Raw genomic sequence first — 20,361 nt, 5'->3', positions numbered from 1 at the left:
ATACACTTCGTAATTGTACTTTATAAAAAAGTTATAGGAGGTGTAGTTTTTTTGAAGCTGAATTTAGCTTTCATTAAGGACACTTCATTAAGGAGATGCTTCATTAAATTTTTACAATGATACCCTTTTCAAAAAGGCTTATTTTTTACCTTATCCGACAATTCTGTTATTCTAAAAAATAAGAACTGTTTTGCAAGGAGGTCATTTAGTGAAAAAAAAAGTTTTATTCAAGCCGACAGTTCTGCAATTGCTCGTTATTTTCTGTGTAAGTATGCTGCTATTGTTGCCGCAATTGTTCGGTCGTGGCTTGATTTTAGGTTCGGACGCCGTCTTTCATTTTAATCGTTTTTATGAGACGAGCCAGCAAATCAAAGAAGGAAACTATCAATACTTTCTTTCCATTTATGGTTTTCAGCAATCTGGTCGGATCGTCAATGCATTGTATGGACCATTTTTTGCCTATTTTCAAGGATTATTAGTTTTGATCAGTCGTTCTTGGTTCCAATACCAACTCTTATCAAATGGATTGCTGTACCTTTTGGCAGGAACATCAATGTACACGTTACTGCGAAAATTGAAAGTTTCGGGCTGGTTATCTCTAGGCATGGGCATCCTTTTTATGACCACGTATTCGATCCAATATTGGGTCGAACGACAAGGGTTTTCGGCTTGGGGAGCAGCAATATTGCCTTTTTGTTTCATTCCATTGATTGATATGACGCGCTTTCAACGGATCCGTCCGTTTGCTGTGGGCGTGTCAGTAGCTGCGCTGTTTCAAATCCATGTTTTTTCGAGTATTTTATTGGTTTTGATCTATATCCCTTTCTTTTTGCGCACTTTTTTGAAAAGCCAAGGTAAAAAGCGGCTCTTGCTTCATTTATTCGCCGCCATTGGAATTTTTCTGCTGTTGACTGCCAATATTTGGCTGGCAATGCTTGATCTTTATCAAAGCAATCAGTTACTGCCACCATTCGTCAATCACCACATGGAGCGAAATACGATTACGGGTACCAGCAGTTACTGGTGGACATCGCCCTACCTTTTTCCATTGGTCTGTGGGCTATTTTTTGCCGGAGCTTTAAAAAAATGGCAAGAGATCCCCAATGGATTGAAGCTGTTGACTGTCGTTGCCGGCATTTTTTTCCTGTTATCGTCTAACTATTTGCCATGGCAATGGTTATCTAGTCTCGAAAATCCATTGATTGAACTGATTCAATTTCCGTTTCGCTTTTTTGTTCCTGCGACAGTGCTGATTCTTGCAGGATTGTGTCTTTTGCGGCCCTATTTAGCGGATAGCCGTCTGAATCGGCCGATTTGGCTGATTTTGCTTTTAGTTGTCAGTGTGGGCCAGATTATGTTTCAAACCAGTACTAAGATGAGTGAGTGGCAATCCAGCGATTCCGCGGTGAAAATCAGAAACCACTCCTATCTGTTTGTTTCTGATCAGCAGACGCTGAAAGAGGCTTATTTCAGTCCAGACAAAGCGAAGGCACTGGTGCTGTTCCAACGGTCAACCCCCGATTATGTTCCCATCTATCGTGACACAAAGGAAAATAAATACGATGCTTACGGGGAACAAATCATCAAGCAGAATACGATAGTGCAAAAAGCGGTTGTTAATGGACAGTTGATTTTGCGCTGGCAAGGAGAAGATTCTAGCTGGAAGGCGTTGCCGGTCATCAATTACCAACGAACGACCTTACAGCTTAACGGACAGCCATTGAAGCGTTCTGACATCAAAGTGAGTACGATAGGGGCAGTGACTGTTAAGCAACAGACAGGGCTCAACGAGCTGATCGTGGATTATGATGCGCCGTGGTATTTTGACTGGGGACTGTGGTTGACAATGGCTGCATGGGTCTTATTGGCTCTCGGTTTTCTTTGGAAAAAACGGCAGCTGTTTGCTGCAGTTAGACGCCAAAAATGATCAAGAGAACGGTTGTCGGCGGCTTTTTTGTAGACAGCAATGAATGATTAACGGACTTAAACGAAAAAGAAGCAGCTGTGGTGTGCAACACTTTAGCTGCTTCTTTTTCGTTTAAGATTTTTTAAGTAAAAAATTTTTGAAAAATTAGTTGCGTGCGCAACTAATTATCTTTATACTGAACCTACTGTATTTACCTTACTGTATGTAAAGGAGAAAAATTATGGAGTCAATCATTCGTTCAATCAACCACATTGCCCGTTTAGCCGCATTGTACCGGGAAAGGGAACTAAAAAAATATGGGTTAGGTCCCATGCATCATACGTACATTTTAAATGTCTGTCGTAACCCTGGGATCAGTCAAGAAGCTTTAGGTCAGTTGATTTTTGTCAATAAAAGCAATGTTGCTCGCCAGTTAGCAGTCTTAGAAGAAAAAGGGTATGTTCGTCGGCAAACGAGCAGTTTGGATGGGCGGCGACTGCTCGTTTATCCAACCGATAAAGCGTTGGCGATGCAACCTATCCTCCAACAATTGTTGAAGCAGTGGAACGAGCAAGTCTTAGAAGGGTTTTCTGAAGCAGAACAGCAAAAATTGCTGGCAGATCTACAACTAGTAAAAGAAAACTCACAGCGTGCTTTAAAGAAAGAAGATGAGGTTCAGTGAAGTTACTAAAAAAATATTTGCACCCGTATATTGGGCGTATGTCTCTCGGGGTCAGTATCAAGTTTTTTGGGTCTTTGATGGATCTGCTGTTGCCATGGATCCTAGCCTATATCATTGATACGATCATTCCTACAAAAAATGTTTCCGCCATTTTCTTGTGGGGCGGTGTGATGCTGCTGTGTTCTGTGATTGCTGTTGTAACCAATATTCTTGCCAATCGGATGGCTTCCAGTGTTGCCAGAGATGCTACTGGCAGCATACGTCATGATCTTTTTGCCAAAGTGGCCTATTTATCGATTCCGCAGATCGAACAAGTCGGTATCCCTTCGCTAGTTTCGCGGTTGACTACGGATACTTACAATATTCATCAAACGGTAGGCATGATCCAACGACTTGGCATTCGGGCGCCGATCCTCTTATTAGGTGGAGTGTTGATCACAGCAACCTTAGATCCGGTGCTGACACTCGTATTAGTTGGAGTTTTACCATTCACATTAGGTGCCGCCGTTATTATTTCTAAGCGAGGGATTCCTTTGTTTGCCCAATTGCAAAAGCGAGTAGACACGCTAGTTCGCACCGTCCGGGAAAATGTGACGGGTGCTCGTGTGATCAAAGCATTATCGAAAGCAGACTATGAAAAACAACGATTTCAGCGAGTCAATCAGTCAGTCGTTGCGGCAGAAACAAGGGCGAACCGGACGATGGCTGCCACACCACCTTTAATGGATTTTTTTCTGAATGCGGGATTGACATTGGTGATTTTAGTGAGTGCTTATCGGGTGAATGCCGGGTTGACGCAGCCAGGGGTGATTATTGCTTTTCTCACCTACTTTACGATTATTCTCAATGCGATGTTAAGCATCACGCGAATTTTCGTGATCGTCTCAAAAGGTTTGGCTTCCGCAGACCGTATTCAAGCTGTACTGCGCCTGCCGCAGGATATGAAGGTCGTTCCCCTTCCGGCAAGAGATGAAGAAGCACACATTGTATTTGACCACGTTTCCTTTACTTATCCTGATGGTACGTCCGTTCTGAAGGAAATCGATTTTTCTCTAGTCAAGGGACAGACGTTAGGAATCATCGGAGCTACCGGCAGTGGTAAATCAACGATTGTACGCTTACTGCTGCGTTTATACGATCCGACCAATGGACAGATCCGCATCAATGGCCGTGATATCCGCTCACTGGATCCCGAAGAGCTGCACCAATATTTTGGCATTGTTTTGCAAAAAGACATCCTTTTTGCTGATACGATCGAAGAAAATATTGATTTTGGGCGCCGCTTTTCAAAAGAACAAATCGAAGAAGCTGCCGCTAGGGCACAAGCAAAGGAATTTATCCAGCAGTTGCCACAACAACTGGCCTATGAACTTCATGCGAAAGGAAGCAATCTAAGCGGTGGTCAAAAGCAACGAGTCCTCCTATCCCGTGCATTAGCTGGTGAACCACAAATTTTAGTCCTAGATGATTCAGCCAGTGCATTGGATTATCAGACAGACGCCAAACTACGCCAAGTACTTAAACAACAATTTGCGGACACAACGACGATTTTGATTGCACAACGAATCAGTTCGATCCAGCATGCAGATAAGATTCTTGTGTTGGAAAATGGCCGCATGAGTGGATTCGGCGATCATGCCACATTACTGGCGACGAATACCATCTATCAGGAAATCTATCATGGACAGACAGGAGGGAAAATCAATGCCTAGCAAGACAGTCGCCGAAAAACCAAAAGAGACGAAAAAAACTGTGAAGCGTCTCTGGCACTATTTGTATGAAACGAAATGGCTTCTTCTATTATCAGCAGTTTTAATGATGGCTAGCAATCTGTTTTCCTTAGTAGGTCCACTGCTTTCCGGTTATGCCATCGATGCGATTCAGCCAGGACCAGGAAAAGTCATTTTTCACCGGGTCTTCTTTTATTGCGGATGGATGATTGTTTTTTATCTTTGTTCAGCGGTGTTAAGTTATCTGATCTCATTATTGATGATCCGTCTGAGTCAACGTGTCGTCCAGTCCATGCGCAAAGCGATTTTCGACAAAATTTCTGAATTGCCGATCGGCTACTTTGATCGTGTCCAAACAGGCGATATCATTAGTCGAATCAGTTATGATGTCGATACGATCAATACATCATTAGCTAGTGATGCCATCCAAGTGCTGAGTAGTTTAGTCACCATTATTGGTTCGTTTATTATGATGTTGCTGATCTCTCCAGTGCTCGTTTTGATTTTTGTAGTGACAGTGCCTGCCTCGGTTCTATTGACTCGTTATTTAATGAAGAAATTTCAGCCATTATTTCGGCGTCGTTCGCGAAAGCTAGGGGAATTGAACGGATTTGTAGAAGAAATTCTTTCGGGTCAGCAAACGATTAAGATCTATAACCAAGAAGAACCGATCATTGAACGATTTGATGAAAAAAATCAGGCCGCAGTTTCCTCTTATTACAATGCAGAATATTATGGTAGCATGACGGGCCCGTCCATCAACTTTATCAACAATGTTTCGTTGTCACTGATCAGTGTCTTTGGCGCACTGCTATTTTTATTCGGTCGTCTCTCTTTAGGAAGCGTCTCCTCCTTCGTGTTGTACTCTCGTAAATTTTCTGGACCGATCAATGAGCTGGCCAATATCTTTAGCGATTTGCAATCCGCATTGGCAGCAGCAGAACGGATCTTTCGCTTGTTGGATGAAGAACCGGAAGTCTCCGATGTTCCTGATGCCTATGAGTTTACAGAAGTAACCGGGTGTATCCAATTGGATCATGTCTCCTTTGGGTATCAAAAGGATCGCATGATCATTAAGGACCTATCGCTGGACGTTGCCCCAGGCAGTTTAGTCGCTATCGTTGGTCCAACCGGGGCAGGTAAGACCACGATCGTGAATCTCTTGATGCGTTTTTATGATCCGGATCAAGGAGTGATTCGTTTAGATGGACAGGACATCAAAAAAGCGACGCGCAGCAGCTTGCGCAAAAGCTATGCGATGGTGCTGCAGGATACTTGGTTATTTACTGGAACTGTCTTTGACAACCTGGCTTACGGTAAAGCATCCGCGACTCTTGCTGAGGTAGAGGCAGCGGCTAAAGCAGCCCATGTCCATGAGTTCATTCAACAATTGCCAAAAGGGTATGACACACTGATCACAGAAGATGGTGGCGGGATTTCGCAAGGACAAAAGCAGCTTTTGACCATTGCTCGTGCGATGCTTTTGGATGCGGATCTCTTGATTTTAGATGAAGCCACATCAAATGTCGATACCCAGACCGAGGGGTTGATCCAAACGGCAATGACTGAGCTGATGAAAGGCAAAACGTCCTTTGTGATCGCTCATCGTCTCTCCACTATCCGTCACGCAGATGTGATTTTAGTGGTCCAAAACGGTAATATCGTCGAACAAGGGACTCATGATGAATTATTAGCTAGAGCAGGTGCGTATGCAGCCCTTTACCAAGCACAGTTTGATGAATAAACGACGAATAGCTAGGATCTATGAAGTAGCAGCTTAACAACTGGACTAGAGATCTAAGCATAGTAGCAGAACAATCGGTATTGCATCTAGTTGCAACGAAGATTTATTGAATCTCAGAATTACACAATGACTAGGATAGGCAGTTTGTTGCAGGCCTCTCGTCGCAGCTGCTTCTTTTTCAAGCAAGCAGTTACAAAATTATGCAGCGTTTCCATGACAAACCGCTTTTTTATCGGTATACTTAGAAAGGAAACATTCTGAATTATCGAAAGAAAGAAGGGAACCTGTGTGTTTCATAAACAATTAAAAGATTTCCCCAAAGATTTCTTATGGGGCTCTGCGTCTGCAGCGTACCAAGTCGAAGGGGCTTGGCAAGAAGATGGGAAAGGCGCATCAGTATGGGATGATTTTGTGCGCATTCCTGGAAAAACATTTAAAGGAACGAATGGGGATGTCGCAGTCGATCATTACCATCGATTCAAAGAAGATGTGGCATTGATGAAAGAACAAGGGTTGAAAACCTACCGCTTTTCTGTCGCTTGGACACGGATTTTTCCAGAAGGCCGAGGAGAAGTCAATCAAGCAGGGCTAGATTTCTATTTGGCTTTGATCGATGAATTGCTTGCAGCAGGAATTGAACCAATGGTTACGCTCTATCATTGGGACTTGCCTAAAGCGTTGCAAGAAGCTTACGGTGGTTGGGAATCTCGCCAAATCATTGAAGACTTTACAAATTATGCTGCGACACTTTTCGAAGCATTTCGCGGCAAAGTCAAATACTGGGTCAGTCTGAATGAACAAAATGTGTTTACCTCATTAGGTTATTTATTGGCTGCTCATCCGCCAGGTGTCACTGATCCAAAGCGGATGTATGAAGTGAATCACATTGCCAACTTAGCCAATGCTTCTGTAATCAATACATTTCATGAGATGGAGATTCCGGGTAAAATCGGACCTAGTTTTGCTTACACGCCAAACTACCCGATCGACAGTGATCCCAAAAATATTTTGGCAGCAGAAAATGCGGAAGATTTGATGGCGCATTATTGGATGGATGTCTACCTATGGGGCGAATATCCGATCGCAGCAATGAACTTCTTGAAAGAACAGGGGATCGCGCCAACGATTGAGCCAGGAGATATGGAACTGTTGCGTTCGGCAAAACCGGATTTCTTAGGGATTAATTATTACCAAACTGCCACTAACGCAGCAAATCCGTTAGATGGGGTAGGCGCTGGTAAAATGAATACAACTGGAGAAAAAGGCAGTTCAGAAGAAACAGGAACACCTGGTATGTTCAAAAAAGTCGAAAATCCATTTGTTGATCGTACCAATTGGGATTGGGAAATTGATCCTCAAGGGTTGCGAGTGGCGTTACGCCGTATCACTAGCCGCTATCGGATCCCAGTGATGATCACTGAAAATGGACTTGGCGAATATGACAAGTTGACAGACGATCATCAGATTCATGATCAATACCGCATCGATTATCTGTCAAGCCATGTTCATGCAATCAAAGAAGCAATCAGTGATGGTGCAGAGGTGCTAGGTTACTGTACTTGGTCATTTACTGATTTATTAAGCTGGTTGAATGGCTACCAAAAACGTTATGGTTTCGTTTATATCGATCAAGACGAAAATCAAGACGGTAGTTTGACCCGTTATAAAAAAGACAGCTTCTATTGGTATCAAGAAGTGATCAAGACCAATGGACAAAATAGTTAATTCATAGCAAAATAAAAAGTACGTTTCTAAAAAAGAAGCGTACTTTTTTTGTAGAATGAAAATCGTTGACAAATGTAAACAGTGGAGGTAAAGTAGAAGAGTAGAGATTACAGTTGTAATCAAAAGGTAGTCTCTTTCGCTTATTTGAGGAACCCAGTACGATATTTCATTAAGGAGGAATAAAAATGGCTGAAGGAAACTATGCAATCGAAGGAATGACCTGTGCCTCTTGTGCTCAGACGGTCGAGAAGGCCGTCAGCAAAGTCACAGGTATCGAAGAAGCCTCCGTCAATTTGGCGACGGAAAAACTTCACGTTCGCTACGATGAAACTCAGGTAGATGAACAACTCTTAGCAAAAACAGTAGCCGATGCCGGCTACTCTCTTATAGGAAATCAGCAGCAAGCAACATTCCAGATTGAAGGGATGACCTGTGCTTCTTGTGCCCAGACGGTTGAAAAAGCCGTGAACAAACTTGCAGGTGTTCAAGCGGCTACTGTCAATTTAGCCACGGAAAAATTGACAGTTCGTTACGACAAGCAGCAACTTAATACAGCTACCATTGAAGAGGCAGTAGCTAAAGCAGGATATCAAGCTTTTGGCGAAAAAACTGCGGAGCCGCAATCGGCAAAGAAAGACCCAATTCAAAAGTTATGGCAACGATTTTGGTTGTCTGCCATTTTTACCGTGCCATTATTTTATTTAGCAATGGGCGAAATGATCGGTCTGCCGCTCCCTTCCTTTTTGAACCCTATGACACAGCCTGTAGCATTTGTTAGTACACAATTGTTCCTTGTGCTCCCTGTCATGATTTTTGGCGGTGCTTTTTTTAGCAATGGCTTCAAAGCGTTGTTCAAAGGGCATCCTAATATGGACTCTCTGGTGGCGTTAGGAACCAGTGCGGCTTTTTTATATAGTTTGTATGGAACGGTCATGGTTTATTTAGGAGAGACGCATTTCGCGATGCATTTATACTATGAATCAGCTGCGGTGATCCTCACATTAATCACACTAGGCAAATACCTTGAATCCGTATCAAAAGGCAAGACCTCTGAAGCTATCAAGAAATTATTGGATTTAGCACCAAAAACTGCTCGGATCTTAAAAAATGATTCAGAAATGGAAGTGCCAGTCGAGCAAGTCGTGGCTGGCGATATTGTGATTGTTCGTCCCGGTGAAAAAATTCCTGTCGACGGACAACTGATAGTAGGACATTCAGCAGTTGATGAGTCAATGATCACTGGAGAGAGCCTTCCGGTGGAGAAACAACCTGGTGATTCAGTTGTTGGAGCGAGTATCAATAAAACGGGTACGTTTCGCTATCAGGCGACAAAAGTTGGCAAGGATACCACTCTGGCACAGATCATCCAGCTAGTGGAAGATGCCCAAGGTTCGAAAGCCCCAATTGCACGATTAGCTGACAAAGTTTCGGGTGTTTTTGTTCCGATCGTGATTGGCTTAGCGTTACTAGCAGGACTGGCATGGTTTTTCTTCGGACAAGAGTCGTGGATCTTTGCACTGACGATCACTATTTCGGTATTAGTCATTGCCTGCCCCTGTGCCTTAGGATTAGCAACACCAACGGCAATCATGGTGGGAACTGGGAAAGGCGCCGAGAATGGTGTATTAATCAAAAGCGGTGATGCATTAGAAACGACTCGCAACATCACAACGATCGTTTTTGACAAAACCGGGACGATCACAGAAGGGAAACCAGTTGTGACAGATCTTTTACCTTATGGCGAACATACGAAAGAAATGGTCTTGCAGCTAGCAGCTTCTGCAGAAGATGGATCGGAGCATCCACTGGGAGAAGCTATCGTAGCCGCTGCCAAACAACAGAAATTAACATTTTCTTCAGTTAGTCATTTCCAAGCCGTCCCTGGTCATGGAATCACGGGAAGATTGGATGGAAAAGACGTGCTGTTAGGAAATAAAAAGTTGATGGATCAAAAACAAATAGATGTCTCATCTGTAATTGCATCTGCCGAAGGCTTAGCAAAACAAGGGAAAACACCAATGTATGTTGCCATGGACGGCGCATTGATTGGGTTGATTGCTGTGGCCGATACGGTGAAAACAAGCAGCGCACAAGCCATTGAACGTCTGCATCAAATGGGCATCAAAGTGGCGATGATCACAGGGGATAATTCGCGAACAGCACAAGCCATTGCTGATCAAGTAGGTATCGATGAAGTCATTAGTGATGTGTTGCCAGAAGATAAGGCGGCTAAAGTGGCAGAACTGCAGCAAACTGGACAAAAAGTTGCCATGGTAGGTGACGGAATCAATGATGCACCAGCTTTAGCCAAAGCAGACGTCGGTATCGCCATTGGCTCAGGAACGGATGTCGCCATTGAATCTGCAGATATCGTGTTGATGCGTAGTGACTTGATGGATGTGCCGACTGCAGTGGAATTGAGTCGAGCAACCATCAAGAATATCAAAGAAAATCTTTTCTGGGCATTTGCTTATAATGTTTTGGGAATCCCTGTTGCCATGGGATTACTGCATCTTTTTGGCGGACCGCTTTTGAATCCGATGATTGCAGGGGCAGCCATGAGTTTTAGTTCAGTTTCCGTCTTATTGAATGCGCTACGTTTAAAACGGTTCACTCCAGTCAGTAAACGAGCAGCAAGAAACCAATAACAAAATAGAGAAGAAAGAAGGATCATTATGAAAAAAACATATCAAGTCGACGGCATGAAATGCGAAGGCTGTGCAAAAACGGTACGAGAAACACTTGCTCAAGTAGTCGGTGTTACCGAAGTTACAGTTGATTTGAACAAGAAAACTGCGACCGTCACAGGCGATGCCTCAGATCAAACGGTGACAGCTGCGTTAAAAGATACGCCTTATCGTTTACTTACTATCTGATAAACATCGAGAAGAGAGCAAGTAAAGCAATGGATCAAAAATAAAAACAGTCAAAGCGAGCAGTGAACAAGACTAATACACCCAAAAACCGAAAAATCTTTTCTCTATATTTTGGTTGTTCTTTTGTCTAGTTTTACTGCGCCGCTTTGGCTGTTTATTATCGTTGAACGTCTAAATAGGAATATACCCGCGTATCATAACGGTTGCGACTGCGGGAGTATTCGATCGGTGAGCCATTTTTTTGGTAAACGATTTGTTGAATTTCTAATACTGGATCGGTTGGATCGCAAGCCAGATATTTCTGATCATATAACGAGCTTTTATCCGCAGAAATCGTCCGATAAGCACCGACAAATTGAATGCCTAGTTCTTCTTTTACATACTGATAGATAGAAGTTTCCAAGTGAGAACGTTTTAGATTAGGAACTAAATGGACCGGCATGTACGTATGCTCCAGAATAAATGGTTTGCCTTCTAAAATTCGCAGACGAATGATCTTATAGACGGGTTGTTCTTCTGTCAGCATCAGTTTTTCTTGGATCTCCTTGTTCGGAAAAGCCACTTGAAAATCAATGACTTCACTAGTCAATGGCCGATTTGCTTTGCGCATTTCAGTGGATAAGCCGACATATTCCGTTAATGTTGTCGTATCTCGATCCACGAAAGGATGATTCAAAATCTTAGTTCCAGCTCCTCGCTGAGAATAGACAAGTCCTTCCATAGAGAGAATCCCGATCGCTTTTTTGATGGTCATGCGGCTCACTTGGAACTCTTCAACGAGATCTATTTGATTAGGTAATAAACTATCTGGAGGATAAGTTTTATTTCTGATTCTTGTTCTTAAAATATTGGCAATTTCTTGATATTTTGGCATCTCCTCACCTCGCAAAGAGTATAGCTGAAAAAAGCGATTTCGACAATCCGAATCGGCAGCCTTTTTTTAAAATAAAAGACTGACAGGTTGATTGACCTGCCAGTCTTTTTGTTTTAACTGATTGAAGCTTCTTGTTGACGATCCAAAATACGCAAGAATGGATACCAGATCACACCAACAAGCACTACATCAATGACTTGTAGCAAGCCACCTAACCAAGAGTTGGTTGCTAACACACCGCTAGCGATCACTGGCACGGTCCAAGGTACGGACACACCAGTTGGTGCTGGAACTAGACCAGCTGCCATCACAAGGTAATTGAAGGTTGTCACCACTAGGGGTGCTACTACCCAAGGAATCAAAATCGTTGCATTCAGTACGATCGGCATTCCGAAAATAGCAGGTTCATTTACATTGAAGATACCAGGAGCAAGAGCCAAACGACCAACATCGCGGTATTGTTTTTTCTTTAGGACAAAAGCCATCAAAATCACAACAGCTAGCGTCATTCCAGAACCCCCTAAACCTACCGTGAAAGTTTCCATGAATGGTTTCGTCACGATATGGGGTAAAGCTTCGCCATTTTGATAGGCTTCTAAATTATCCAACATCAATGTGTTCCAGATAGGATCCATGACAGAGTTGACAATGATTTGCCCATGAAGACCAAAGAACCATAAGAACTGAACCAAGAACAGTGCCAATAGTGTAGCAGGTAAGCTGCTGCCAAGACCTGTTAACGGTTTTTGAATCAATTCATAGATTACATCATGAAGGTTCGCATGGAAGACGCCGGTCATGATCGCATTGATCATCAAAAAGATGGTTAGCGTAACGATCGCTGGAATCAAAGCAGCAAATGACTTCGTTACTGCAGGTGGCACCCCATCAGGCATTTTGATTTGCCAACCGCGTTTTGTGACGCGACAATAAATCTCAGCAGCTAAGAAGGCAGCGATCATTCCGATGAACATACCTTTGGCACCTAAGCGATCAAGAGATAGCACGCCAGTAATAGTTTCACCTGATTCTGTAGTCATGAAAAATGGTGTTAGAATCAAAAAGCTTGCAAAAGATACAGCGCCTCCAAAGATCCCTTCAACATCATAAGACTTAGACAAATAATAGCCGATACCAAAAGTAACAAAAACTGTCATGATGCTCATTGTTGCATTTTGTCCATTACCGAACAGGGTACTTAGAGTGCCTTTCGTTGCATCATTGAAAAAAGGCAGATTGTTGATAACCACTACGATTGAACCAAACATCGTAATGGGAAAAGAAAGCATGAACGCATCTCGTAATACAGTGAGGTAGCGGTTTTGCCCTAACGCATTGGCTAGCGGCAAGATTTTTTCAGATATTTTATCCATAAAACCGTTCATTAAAAATCACTCCTAACAACTTTTTGCAATCGATTACAATTCATAATGTATCATGTTTTATTTTAAATGTCTATACATTATCCAATAAAAAGATTGATTTTTGGTAGTGCTTCCTTTATGATTACGGTATCAAGCATGAATAGGGAGTGTAAAAAAGATGACGTATCAATTTCCAGAAGGATTCTGGTGGGGTTCTGCTGCCAGCGGTCCTCAGACAGAAGGAACTTTTCCAGGAGACAAAAAAGGACCCAGTATTTGGGATTACTGGTATGAGCAAGAACCAGAAAAATTCTTTGACCGTGTAGGCCCCGAAAAAACATCCCAAGTCTATAAGCGGTATAAAGAAGATATTCAACTAATGAAAGAAACAGGACACAATACATTTCGGACATCGATCCAGTGGAGTCGCTTGATTCCAGCAGGAACTGGCGAAGTTAATCAAGAAGCTGTGGCTTTTTATCATGATTATTTCGATGAATTGATTGCAAATGGGATTGAACCTTTCGTCAACTTGTATCATTTTGATATGCCGATGGCCTTGCAGGAAAAAGGCGGTTGGTTAAGTCGTGAGACAGTTGAGGCTTACGTCGTTTTTGCCAAAACTTGTTTTGAATTGTTTGGTACAAAAGTCAAAAAATGGTTCACTCATAATGAACCAATCGTTCCGATAGAAGGTGGCTATCTCTATCAGTTCCACTATCCAAACGAAATCAACATGAAGCATGCTGTTCAAGCCGGTTTCCATGAAACCTTAGCGAGCGCGAAAGCAATCAAGGAATATCATGCGCTAGAATTGGGTGGAGAGATAGGGATTATCTTGAATCTGACACCTAGCTATCCGAGAGATGAAGCAAACCCGGAGGATGTTAAAGCAGCCCAAATCGCCGATGCCTTCTTCAACCGTTCCTTTTTGGATCCAGCAGTTAAAGGGACATTTCCTGAAGAATTAGTCACGATCATCAAAGAATTAGACATGATACCGGAACATGAAGCAGAAGATTTAGTGATCATCCAAGAAAACACGATTGACTTATTAGGCATCAATTACTATCAGCCACGTCGTATTATGACAAAAGAAACACCGATCGACCACACGAATGGTCCATTACCAGATGATTATTTTGATAATTATGATAAACCTGACAAAAAAATGAACCCTTATCGTGGATGGGAGATCTATGAAAAAGGGATTTATGATATCTTGACCAATACCCGTGAGAATTATGGCAATATCAAATGCTACATTTCTGAAAATGGCATGGGCGTTGAAGGGGAAGAACGTTTTGTCAACGATGAAGGGATCATTGAGGACGATTATCGAATCGAATTCGTTAAAGAACACTTGAAGTATGTTCATCAAGCGATCCAAGAGGGTACCAACTGTGTTGGCTACCATATGTGGACATGTATGGATAACTGGTCTTGGACGAACGCATATAAAAATCGTTATGGCTTCATCTCAGTTGACTTGAATCATGATGCCAAGCGCACAATTAAAAAGTCTGGTCGCTGGTACAAAGAGGTTTCTGACAATAACGGCTTTTGATTCAAAACACAGTGAAGATTGCTTCACTGTGTTTTTTTTATTGTCAAAAAATGGTGCTGTCTATAGCAAAAGAATAGGACTGTATAATCCATGCTCAGTTTTATAACTAAAAAGACTAGACTTATAAATGTAAGCGTGGTATTCTATAGAGGAAATCGGTTTCACTAAATTATAGGATGGTTTTTGAAAGGAGAAAAAAATGAATAAGTTTATCGCGTTTATGGAGAAGCATTTTATTCCTATTGCTTCCAAAATCGGTTCACAACGTCATCTAGTTGCGATTCGTGACGGTTTTATCGTAACGATGCCATTGATGATCTTGGGATCTTTTGGGGTATTGATCAATAATTTGCCTATTCCAGCTTATATTGATTTTATGAACGGTATTTTTGGTGAAGGCACCTGGCAAGCATTTGGCAATAATTTATCTGCAGGTACATTTTCTATTTTAGCTTTATTGATTGCATTCACAGTTTCTTATAACTTGGCCAAGAGCTATGACCAAGATGCATTAGGAGCAGGAGCAATTTCAGTTGCCAGTTTTTTTGCATTAGGTGCAATGGCCACAGATGCTGATGGTTTGCTGACAGCTGCGGGTCTTGGTTCACAAGGATTATTTTTGGCATTGATCGTTGCTATTATTTCTCCTGAGATCTTCCGTCGTTTGGCAGGCAATCCTCGTCTAGTGATCAACATGCCTGATGGTGTACCACCTGCAGTTTCTCGTTCTTTTGCAGCGCTGTTCCCAGCAATGATCACTATTTCGATTTTTGCATTGTTCACAGCAATCTTCCAAGCATTTGGTGTATCAAGTTTGGTTCTATCTTTCTATGAGCTTGTGCAACAACCATTCATGGGATTGGCAAACTCTTATCCAGCTGCATTGCTACTAGGGTTCATTTCTGCTTTCCTTTGGTTCTTTGGTTTGCATGGTGCAAATATCATCGATCCATTTATGCAAACGATTAACATTCCAGCTATCGAAGCGAATACGAAAGCGCTTGAAGCAGGAGACAAATTGCCGTATATTGTAAATAAGCCGTTTTTTGATTCATTTGTTAATATAGGTGGTACCGGTGCAACATTAGGCTTATTGATCGCAATTTTCTTGGTTGCTCGTCATCATAAAGCCTATATGACTGTAGCGAAATTATCATTGGCTCCAGGGGTATTTATGATCAATGAACCAGTGATGTTTGGATTGCCAGTCGTGTTGAATCCAATTTTGTTCATCCCTTATGTTTTGACACCACTTGTATTAGTTTCAACTGCATATTTTGCCACAGCAACAGGACTGGTACCAGCATGTACCGTTATTGCGCCTTGGACAACACCACCGATCATTGGTGGGATCTTATCAACACAAAGCATTGCTGGCGGAATCTTAGCTGCAGTTAATTTGATTATCTCGATCGTGATCTATCTTCCATTCGTGAAGATGGCACAGATCCAAGAAAATCGTCGTCTGAAAGAAATCTAACCGATCAAAATTAGGCTGGGACATAAGTCAGAACAAGACGAAACTACCCGAACGAATGAAAATGACAATCCTGTTGCTTTAGTTGCTAGTTGGTGGCTAAAGCAACAGGATGGGTAGTCGTCTTTGTTGCTTATGCCGCAGTCTTTTTTAATTAATAGGATGTGAGGTGAATGTTGTGCCAAAGTATGTTGAGATAGCAGATGTCCTTCGAAAAAGAATCAAAGATGGAACTTATCCCAAAGAGAGCTTTCTGCCGCATCAAACGGAGTTAGTAAAAGAATTTGGTGTCAGTCGGATGACCATTAAGAATGCCATCAATATTTTGATCATGGAGGGACTGTTGCTTTCGAAACGAGGATCTGGGACGAAAGTGTTGAACCATTCTTTTTGGGATCGTGACACGTCTTCTGTAAACGAATACAAAGGACTTAGTTACCAGATGAAAATGCAAAAAAGAGATTTACAAAGTCAGGTAATTACCTTCGAAGTCTGTTTCCCAGATAGCAGAGTACAAGAGATGTTGAAGGTCGCTGCGGAAGAGCCGGTGTATCATGTGATTCGTTTGCGAATATTAGATGGGCAACCTTATATTTTGGAACATTCGTTTATGCCAGTAGATTTAGTGACGGGATTAACGAAAGAAATCTTGCATCGATCGGTATATGATTATTTGTTAGAAGAGTTGAATTATAAGTTTGCCGGTGCTTATCGGACATTTCAAGCAGCGAAAAGTGATGAGTATGATCGTCAATATTTGAAGTGTCAATCGGATGATCCAGTTTTGGAATTAGAGCAGATTATTTATTTAGAATCGGGAAGACCGATCGATTATTCAAGAAGCCGAAATCGGTATGATGTTCGCGGGTATTCCATGTTAGACATGAAACCAGATCTTTTAAATCATCGAAAACCATAACGACCAAAGTGCTCGCTGCTTTGGTTTTTTTGTTTTTGATGGCCGAATGGTTTGTTTTCGTATAGATTCTGAGAATCAGGTATACTAATAGTACGAAGATAGATACAAGCAGTTTTCAATGATTGCTTAAGGAGTGAAGAAAAGTATGAACCTGCTGTTTGCGATTGACGATACGTTTGTAGAACAATTAAAAACAACCCTCTATTCAATTTGGTTGCACACATCGGCAAGCCGATTGGATGCATTTGTTTTACAAGAGAAGGAACTTGCTCAGACAGAGGAATTGAATCAATTTTGTCATGGACTGGGAATTGTCTACCATCCAGTCATTATCGGTACAGGATCTATTTTTAAACAAGCCCCTGTCAGTGATCGTTATCCAGAGTCGATCTATTACCGGTTATTGGCCCAAAATTATTTGCCGAAAGATCTAGATAAGGTCTTATATTTAGACGCAGACATATTGTGTATCAACGATTTGCAGCCGCTATATGAATTACCGCTTGAAGATCATCTTTATGCGGCAGCAAGCCATTCAAAATTAACAGAGGTTACGACAGTCATCAATAAAGTGCGTCTCAAAAATTATGAGTCTGAAGGATATTTCAATTCGGGCGTTTTGCTGATGAATCTGACTCAGTTACGTCAAGAAGTAAAAGAAAAAGAAATTGCGGCATTTATTCAGAAGAATCAATTGAATTTATTTTTACCGGATCAAGATATTCTAAATGGGCTGTATGGGGATCGGATCTTGGGAATTCCAGACCAACTATATAATTATGATGTAAGAAAAAACCGTACATATGAAACGATCAGCCTAGGACACTGGGACTTAGACTGGGTCATCAATCATACTGTATTGCTGCATTTTTGTGGTAAAGACAAGCCTTGGAAGAAAGGGTACAAGAGCCGTTATGGTTCGCTTTATAAATATGTTGCCCAACAACAAAGCAAGTATAGCAGGTCGTTATTAGACAACTAGAGCTGAAATCGACCAACGATCTCTTTGAGACGAGCATTACTTTTTTGAAATGAAGGTAGGAATGATACCATAATATTAGAAACTAAAGCAAAAGCAGCAAACCGTTGCTAGATTCATTTAACCGAGTAGCGGAAGAAAAGTGGAGAACGAAAGGGAGCGATAGAAATGAAATTTTTGCTTTGGCTTGTTTGTGTGGTAGGAATCGAGATTACTGGGATCATTTCCAGCTTGTTCGCGGGTGATATTGCTGCGACGTATGCCCAAATGGACAAACCGTTTTTGGCACCTCCAGGAGGGATTATTGGTATCGTTTGGACGATTTTATATGCCTTTATGGGGACAGCTTTGTTTTTACTCATCATTGCGAAAGTAAATCCAGCATTTAAGAAACAAGCCTATATCTTCTTTGGTATCCAGCAAGTGTTGAACTTTTTGTGGAGTATTGTCTTTTTTGGCTGGAATCTTTATTGGGTAGGAACAGTGGTTATCGTCTTATTGGTTTTGACAGTCATCGTCTGTATGTTTTTATTTGCCCGAATCGATAAAAGAGCCACCTATCTTTTTGTACCTTATCTGATTTGGTGTCTCTATGCGGGGTATTTAACTATCGGATTAACACTATTAAATAGTTGATAGTAACAAAAAACAAGCGCAGAAATCTGCGCTTGTTTTTTGTTATAAATATTCTTCTGTCAACTCCATGAAGGTATCGATATCTTGTAAGACCCGATCGATTCCGGCTTGCCAGAAATCAGGTTTTGTCAGATCAACGCCTAAATGTTTTTGGGCCAATTCTTCCGTCGGCATAGAAGCTGTGTCTTGTAACAAAGCAATATATTCTTCTTCAAAACTCGTCCCTTTTTGGTTGGCATAAGCATAGATTCCCATGCTGAAAAGATAGCCAAATGTGTAAGGAAAGTTATAGAAAGGAACATCATCAATAAAGAAATGTAGTTTTGCCGCCCAGAAATGTGGGTGATAGCTAGCTAATCCATCGGCGTAACTTTCTTTTTGTGCAGCCACCATCATTTCTGTGATTTGTTCAGCAGAAACCAGCCCTTTTTGCCGTGCTTGGTAAAAATTGTTTTCAAAAATAAAGCGGGCATGGATATTCATGAACATGGCAATGGCATTTTGCATTTTGGCATCTAACAAATTGATTTTTTCTTCTTTTGTTTTTGCTTCTTTCAATGTTGCATCAGCAACGATTAGTTCGGCAAAGGTACTTGCAGTTTCAGCCACATTCATCGCATAATCCTGATTAAGCTGCGGCAAGTCCCAAAGAACACTACTATGGAAAGCATGACCTAACTCATGCGCCAAAGTGGCTACCTCATTGACGGAATTACTATAAGTCATGAAAATACGTGATTCTCTTGTTTCAGGCAGACTTGTACAATAACCGCCAGGACGTTTGCCAGGACGATCTTCTGCTTCGATCCAACTTTTTTCAAAGGCTTCTTGCGCAAAATCAGCCATTTTGGGACTGAATTTTTTAAAGTTTTCTAAAATGAAAGCAGCTGCTTCATCGAATGTATAGGTACGTTCCTTCATTTCACCTAAAATGATCGGAGCATCTTGATCCTGCCACTCCATTTTTTCTTTTCCGAATAATTGGGCTTTTCGTGTCAAAAAGTCCACGATCGGTTGTTTGTTCTTCTGGATCGTTCCCCACATTGCGTCTAATGTCGCTTTTTGCAGGCGATTATACTCGAGAGGCTCCTTCAGATAGTCATCTACACCGTGCAGTTTGTAATTGGAGAGACGGAATCCATCCAGATGATTCAATGTATCGGCAAATAAACCTTCTTTTTCTCCCCAAGCTTTTTCCCACTCCGCAAATAGTTGAGCACGAACTTCAGGATCTGGGTCACCCATCATTTTGTTGAAAGCTTGACCAGCTGAAAGAGTAATCGTTGTTCCATCCGACCGGGTAAATGGAATCGCAATCGAAGCAACAATCGTATCATAATGCTGACTCCAAGCATTTAGTCCGTCTAAAGAAAGTGTGTTAATAATCGTTTCTTCTGCTTCCGACAAAAGCTCCTTGCCGTCGCGACGAATTTCGCTCAAACGAAAGGCGATAGTCGCAAAGGGTTCTTCTTTCAAAAGTGTCTCCCAGTCTTCATCAGAAATTTCTGTCAATTTTTTCGAAAAAACTGTTTCGGCTGCTTGTAGCATTGGCAATTTGGCATAGAGATCGCCCGAAAGTAATTTTGCCTGATTGTCATTAACGTTGGCAGATAGCAATGCATTGATAAAGCTGCTGCACTGAGAAAATCCTTTACTGATTGTTTCGGACAATGATAATAATTCAGCTAATTCCTCTGGTTGAGAGGCATTGTCGGGTTGCCACGCATCTACTTTTGTGCGATAAGTTTTGATTTGTGCATCTAGTTGGGACATTCGTTCTTGCAGTTGGGTAGACGTGCTGCCGCCTGAAAAAATCGAATCAAGGTCCCAGTTGAGAGAATAAGTCATCTTGGGTGTTGCTCCTTTCGTTTATCAGATGGTA

At 41.8% G+C, this 20,361-nt stretch carries 15 protein-coding genes; 12 read left to right on the top strand and 3 right to left on the bottom strand.

Annotated elements, in window-relative coordinates:
* Window positions 1–208: 208 nt before the first annotated feature.
* The 7 genes from ACTFWY_RS10705 (at window position 209) to ACTFWY_RS10675 (ending at window position 10,663) form a co-directional block, all read left to right on the top strand.
* Entirely contained in the window at window positions 209–1,927 is a 1,719-nt protein-coding gene (locus ACTFWY_RS10705; RefSeq protein ID WP_409535930.1) for a hypothetical protein, read from the top strand.
* A gap of 220 nt (window positions 1,928–2,147) precedes the next feature.
* On the top strand, window positions 2,148–2,588 hold the full coding sequence (locus ACTFWY_RS10700; protein WP_156248247.1) for a MarR family winged helix-turn-helix transcriptional regulator: 441 nt from the start codon (window positions 2,148–2,150) through the stop codon (window positions 2,586–2,588).
* Window positions 2,585–4,300, top strand: a complete 1,716-nt coding sequence (locus ACTFWY_RS10695) for an ABC transporter ATP-binding protein (RefSeq protein ID WP_409535931.1) — start codon at window positions 2,585–2,587, stop codon at window positions 4,298–4,300. The genes ACTFWY_RS10700 and ACTFWY_RS10695 overlap by 4 nt, the downstream gene beginning before the upstream one ends.
* Complete coding sequence (locus tag ACTFWY_RS10690) at window positions 4,293–6,062, top strand: ABC transporter ATP-binding protein (protein ID WP_409535932.1); 1,770 nt, start codon at window positions 4,293–4,295, stop codon at window positions 6,060–6,062. Before ACTFWY_RS10695 ends, ACTFWY_RS10690 begins: the two co-directional genes overlap by 8 nt.
* 288 nt (window positions 6,063–6,350) lie before the next feature.
* Window positions 6,351–7,787 (top strand): glycoside hydrolase family 1 protein, encoded by a 1,437-nt coding sequence (locus ACTFWY_RS10685; protein WP_060813651.1) that lies wholly within the window; start codon window positions 6,351–6,353, stop codon window positions 7,785–7,787.
* A 185-nt stretch (window positions 7,788–7,972) separates the two neighbouring features.
* Window positions 7,973–10,435 (top strand): heavy metal translocating P-type ATPase, encoded by a 2,463-nt coding sequence (locus tag ACTFWY_RS10680; RefSeq protein WP_287036357.1) that lies wholly within the window; start codon window positions 7,973–7,975, stop codon window positions 10,433–10,435.
* 27 nt (window positions 10,436–10,462) lie between these two features.
* The gene (locus ACTFWY_RS10675) at window positions 10,463–10,663 is read left to right on the top strand and encodes a heavy-metal-associated domain-containing protein (protein WP_103300656.1); all 201 of its coding nucleotides are present in this window, start codon (window positions 10,463–10,465) and stop codon (window positions 10,661–10,663) included.
* A gap of 157 nt (window positions 10,664–10,820) precedes the next feature.
* On the opposite strand, the gene ACTFWY_RS10670 is transcribed toward ACTFWY_RS10675, so the two are convergent.
* Window positions 10,821–11,537 (bottom strand): GntR family transcriptional regulator, encoded by a 717-nt coding sequence (locus ACTFWY_RS10670; RefSeq protein WP_060813648.1) that lies wholly within the window; start codon window positions 11,535–11,537, stop codon window positions 10,821–10,823.
* Window positions 11,538–11,650: 113 nt separating this feature from the next.
* Window positions 11,651–12,922: a PTS cellobiose transporter subunit IIC gene (gene celB / locus ACTFWY_RS10665; protein ID WP_103300655.1), complete on the bottom strand. Its 1,272-nt coding sequence runs from the start codon at window positions 12,920–12,922 to the stop codon at window positions 11,651–11,653.
* A 157-nt stretch (window positions 12,923–13,079) separates the two neighbouring features.
* Between celB and ACTFWY_RS10660 the strand changes: the two genes are divergently transcribed.
* The 5 genes from ACTFWY_RS10660 (at window position 13,080) to ACTFWY_RS10640 (ending at window position 18,479) form a co-directional block, all read left to right on the top strand.
* A complete protein-coding gene (locus ACTFWY_RS10660; RefSeq protein WP_409535933.1) occupies window positions 13,080–14,468 on the top strand; it encodes a glycoside hydrolase family 1 protein in 1,389 nt (462 codons plus the stop codon).
* Window positions 14,469–14,667: 199 nt separating this feature from the next.
* Entirely contained in the window at window positions 14,668–15,948 is a 1,281-nt protein-coding gene (locus ACTFWY_RS10655; protein WP_409535934.1) for a PTS sugar transporter subunit IIC, read from the top strand.
* 175 nt (window positions 15,949–16,123) lie between these two features.
* Complete coding sequence (locus ACTFWY_RS10650; protein ID WP_003129115.1) at window positions 16,124–16,864, top strand: GntR family transcriptional regulator; 741 nt, start codon at window positions 16,124–16,126, stop codon at window positions 16,862–16,864.
* A gap of 145 nt (window positions 16,865–17,009) precedes the next feature.
* Window positions 17,010–17,846, top strand: coding sequence for a glycosyltransferase family 8 protein (locus tag ACTFWY_RS10645; RefSeq protein ID WP_113848969.1), 837 nt, complete (start codon window positions 17,010–17,012; stop codon window positions 17,844–17,846).
* Window positions 17,847–18,011: 165 nt separating this feature from the next.
* Entirely contained in the window at window positions 18,012–18,479 is a 468-nt protein-coding gene (locus ACTFWY_RS10640; protein ID WP_060815440.1) for a TspO/MBR family protein, read from the top strand.
* A gap of 42 nt (window positions 18,480–18,521) precedes the next feature.
* Here the strand turns inward: ACTFWY_RS10640 and ACTFWY_RS10635 are convergent, their stop codons facing one another.
* Complete coding sequence (locus ACTFWY_RS10635) at window positions 18,522–20,327, bottom strand: M3 family oligoendopeptidase (RefSeq protein ID WP_409535935.1); 1,806 nt, start codon at window positions 20,325–20,327, stop codon at window positions 18,522–18,524.
* Window positions 20,328–20,361 lie beyond the last annotated feature (34 nt).

The sequence above is a fragment of the Enterococcus sp. 125944 genome, from assembly GCF_051909435.1.
GTDB classification, from domain to species: domain Bacteria; phylum Bacillota; class Bacilli; order Lactobacillales; family Enterococcaceae; genus Enterococcus_D; species Enterococcus_D gallinarum.
The sequence above is the reverse complement of the archived record's forward strand: the minus strand, read 5'-3'. Positions and strand labels throughout refer to the sequence as shown.

Coding starts and splice junctions, on each gene's coding strand:
- ACTFWY_RS10690 (WP_409535932.1), top strand. CDS start 4,293: ATGCCTAGCAAGACAGTCGCCGAAAAACCAAAAGAGACGAAAAAAACT.
- ACTFWY_RS10670 (WP_060813648.1), bottom strand. CDS start 11,537: ATGCCAAAATATCAAGAAATTGCCAATATTTTAAGAACAAGAATCAGA.
- ACTFWY_RS10675 (WP_103300656.1), top strand. CDS start 10,463: ATGAAAAAAACATATCAAGTCGACGGCATGAAATGCGAAGGCTGTGCA.
- ACTFWY_RS10655 (WP_409535934.1), top strand. CDS start 14,668: ATGAATAAGTTTATCGCGTTTATGGAGAAGCATTTTATTCCTATTGCT.
- celB (WP_103300655.1), bottom strand. CDS start 12,922: ATGAACGGTTTTATGGATAAAATATCTGAAAAAATCTTGCCGCTAGCC.
- ACTFWY_RS10635 (WP_409535935.1), bottom strand. CDS start 20,327: ATGACTTATTCTCTCAACTGGGACCTTGATTCGATTTTTTCAGGCGGC.
- ACTFWY_RS10660 (WP_409535933.1), top strand. CDS start 13,080: ATGACGTATCAATTTCCAGAAGGATTCTGGTGGGGTTCTGCTGCCAGC.
- ACTFWY_RS10700 (WP_156248247.1), top strand. CDS start 2,148: ATGGAGTCAATCATTCGTTCAATCAACCACATTGCCCGTTTAGCCGCA.
- ACTFWY_RS10680 (WP_287036357.1), top strand. CDS start 7,973: ATGGCTGAAGGAAACTATGCAATCGAAGGAATGACCTGTGCCTCTTGT.
- ACTFWY_RS10640 (WP_060815440.1), top strand. CDS start 18,012: ATGAAATTTTTGCTTTGGCTTGTTTGTGTGGTAGGAATCGAGATTACT.
- ACTFWY_RS10645 (WP_113848969.1), top strand. CDS start 17,010: ATGAACCTGCTGTTTGCGATTGACGATACGTTTGTAGAACAATTAAAA.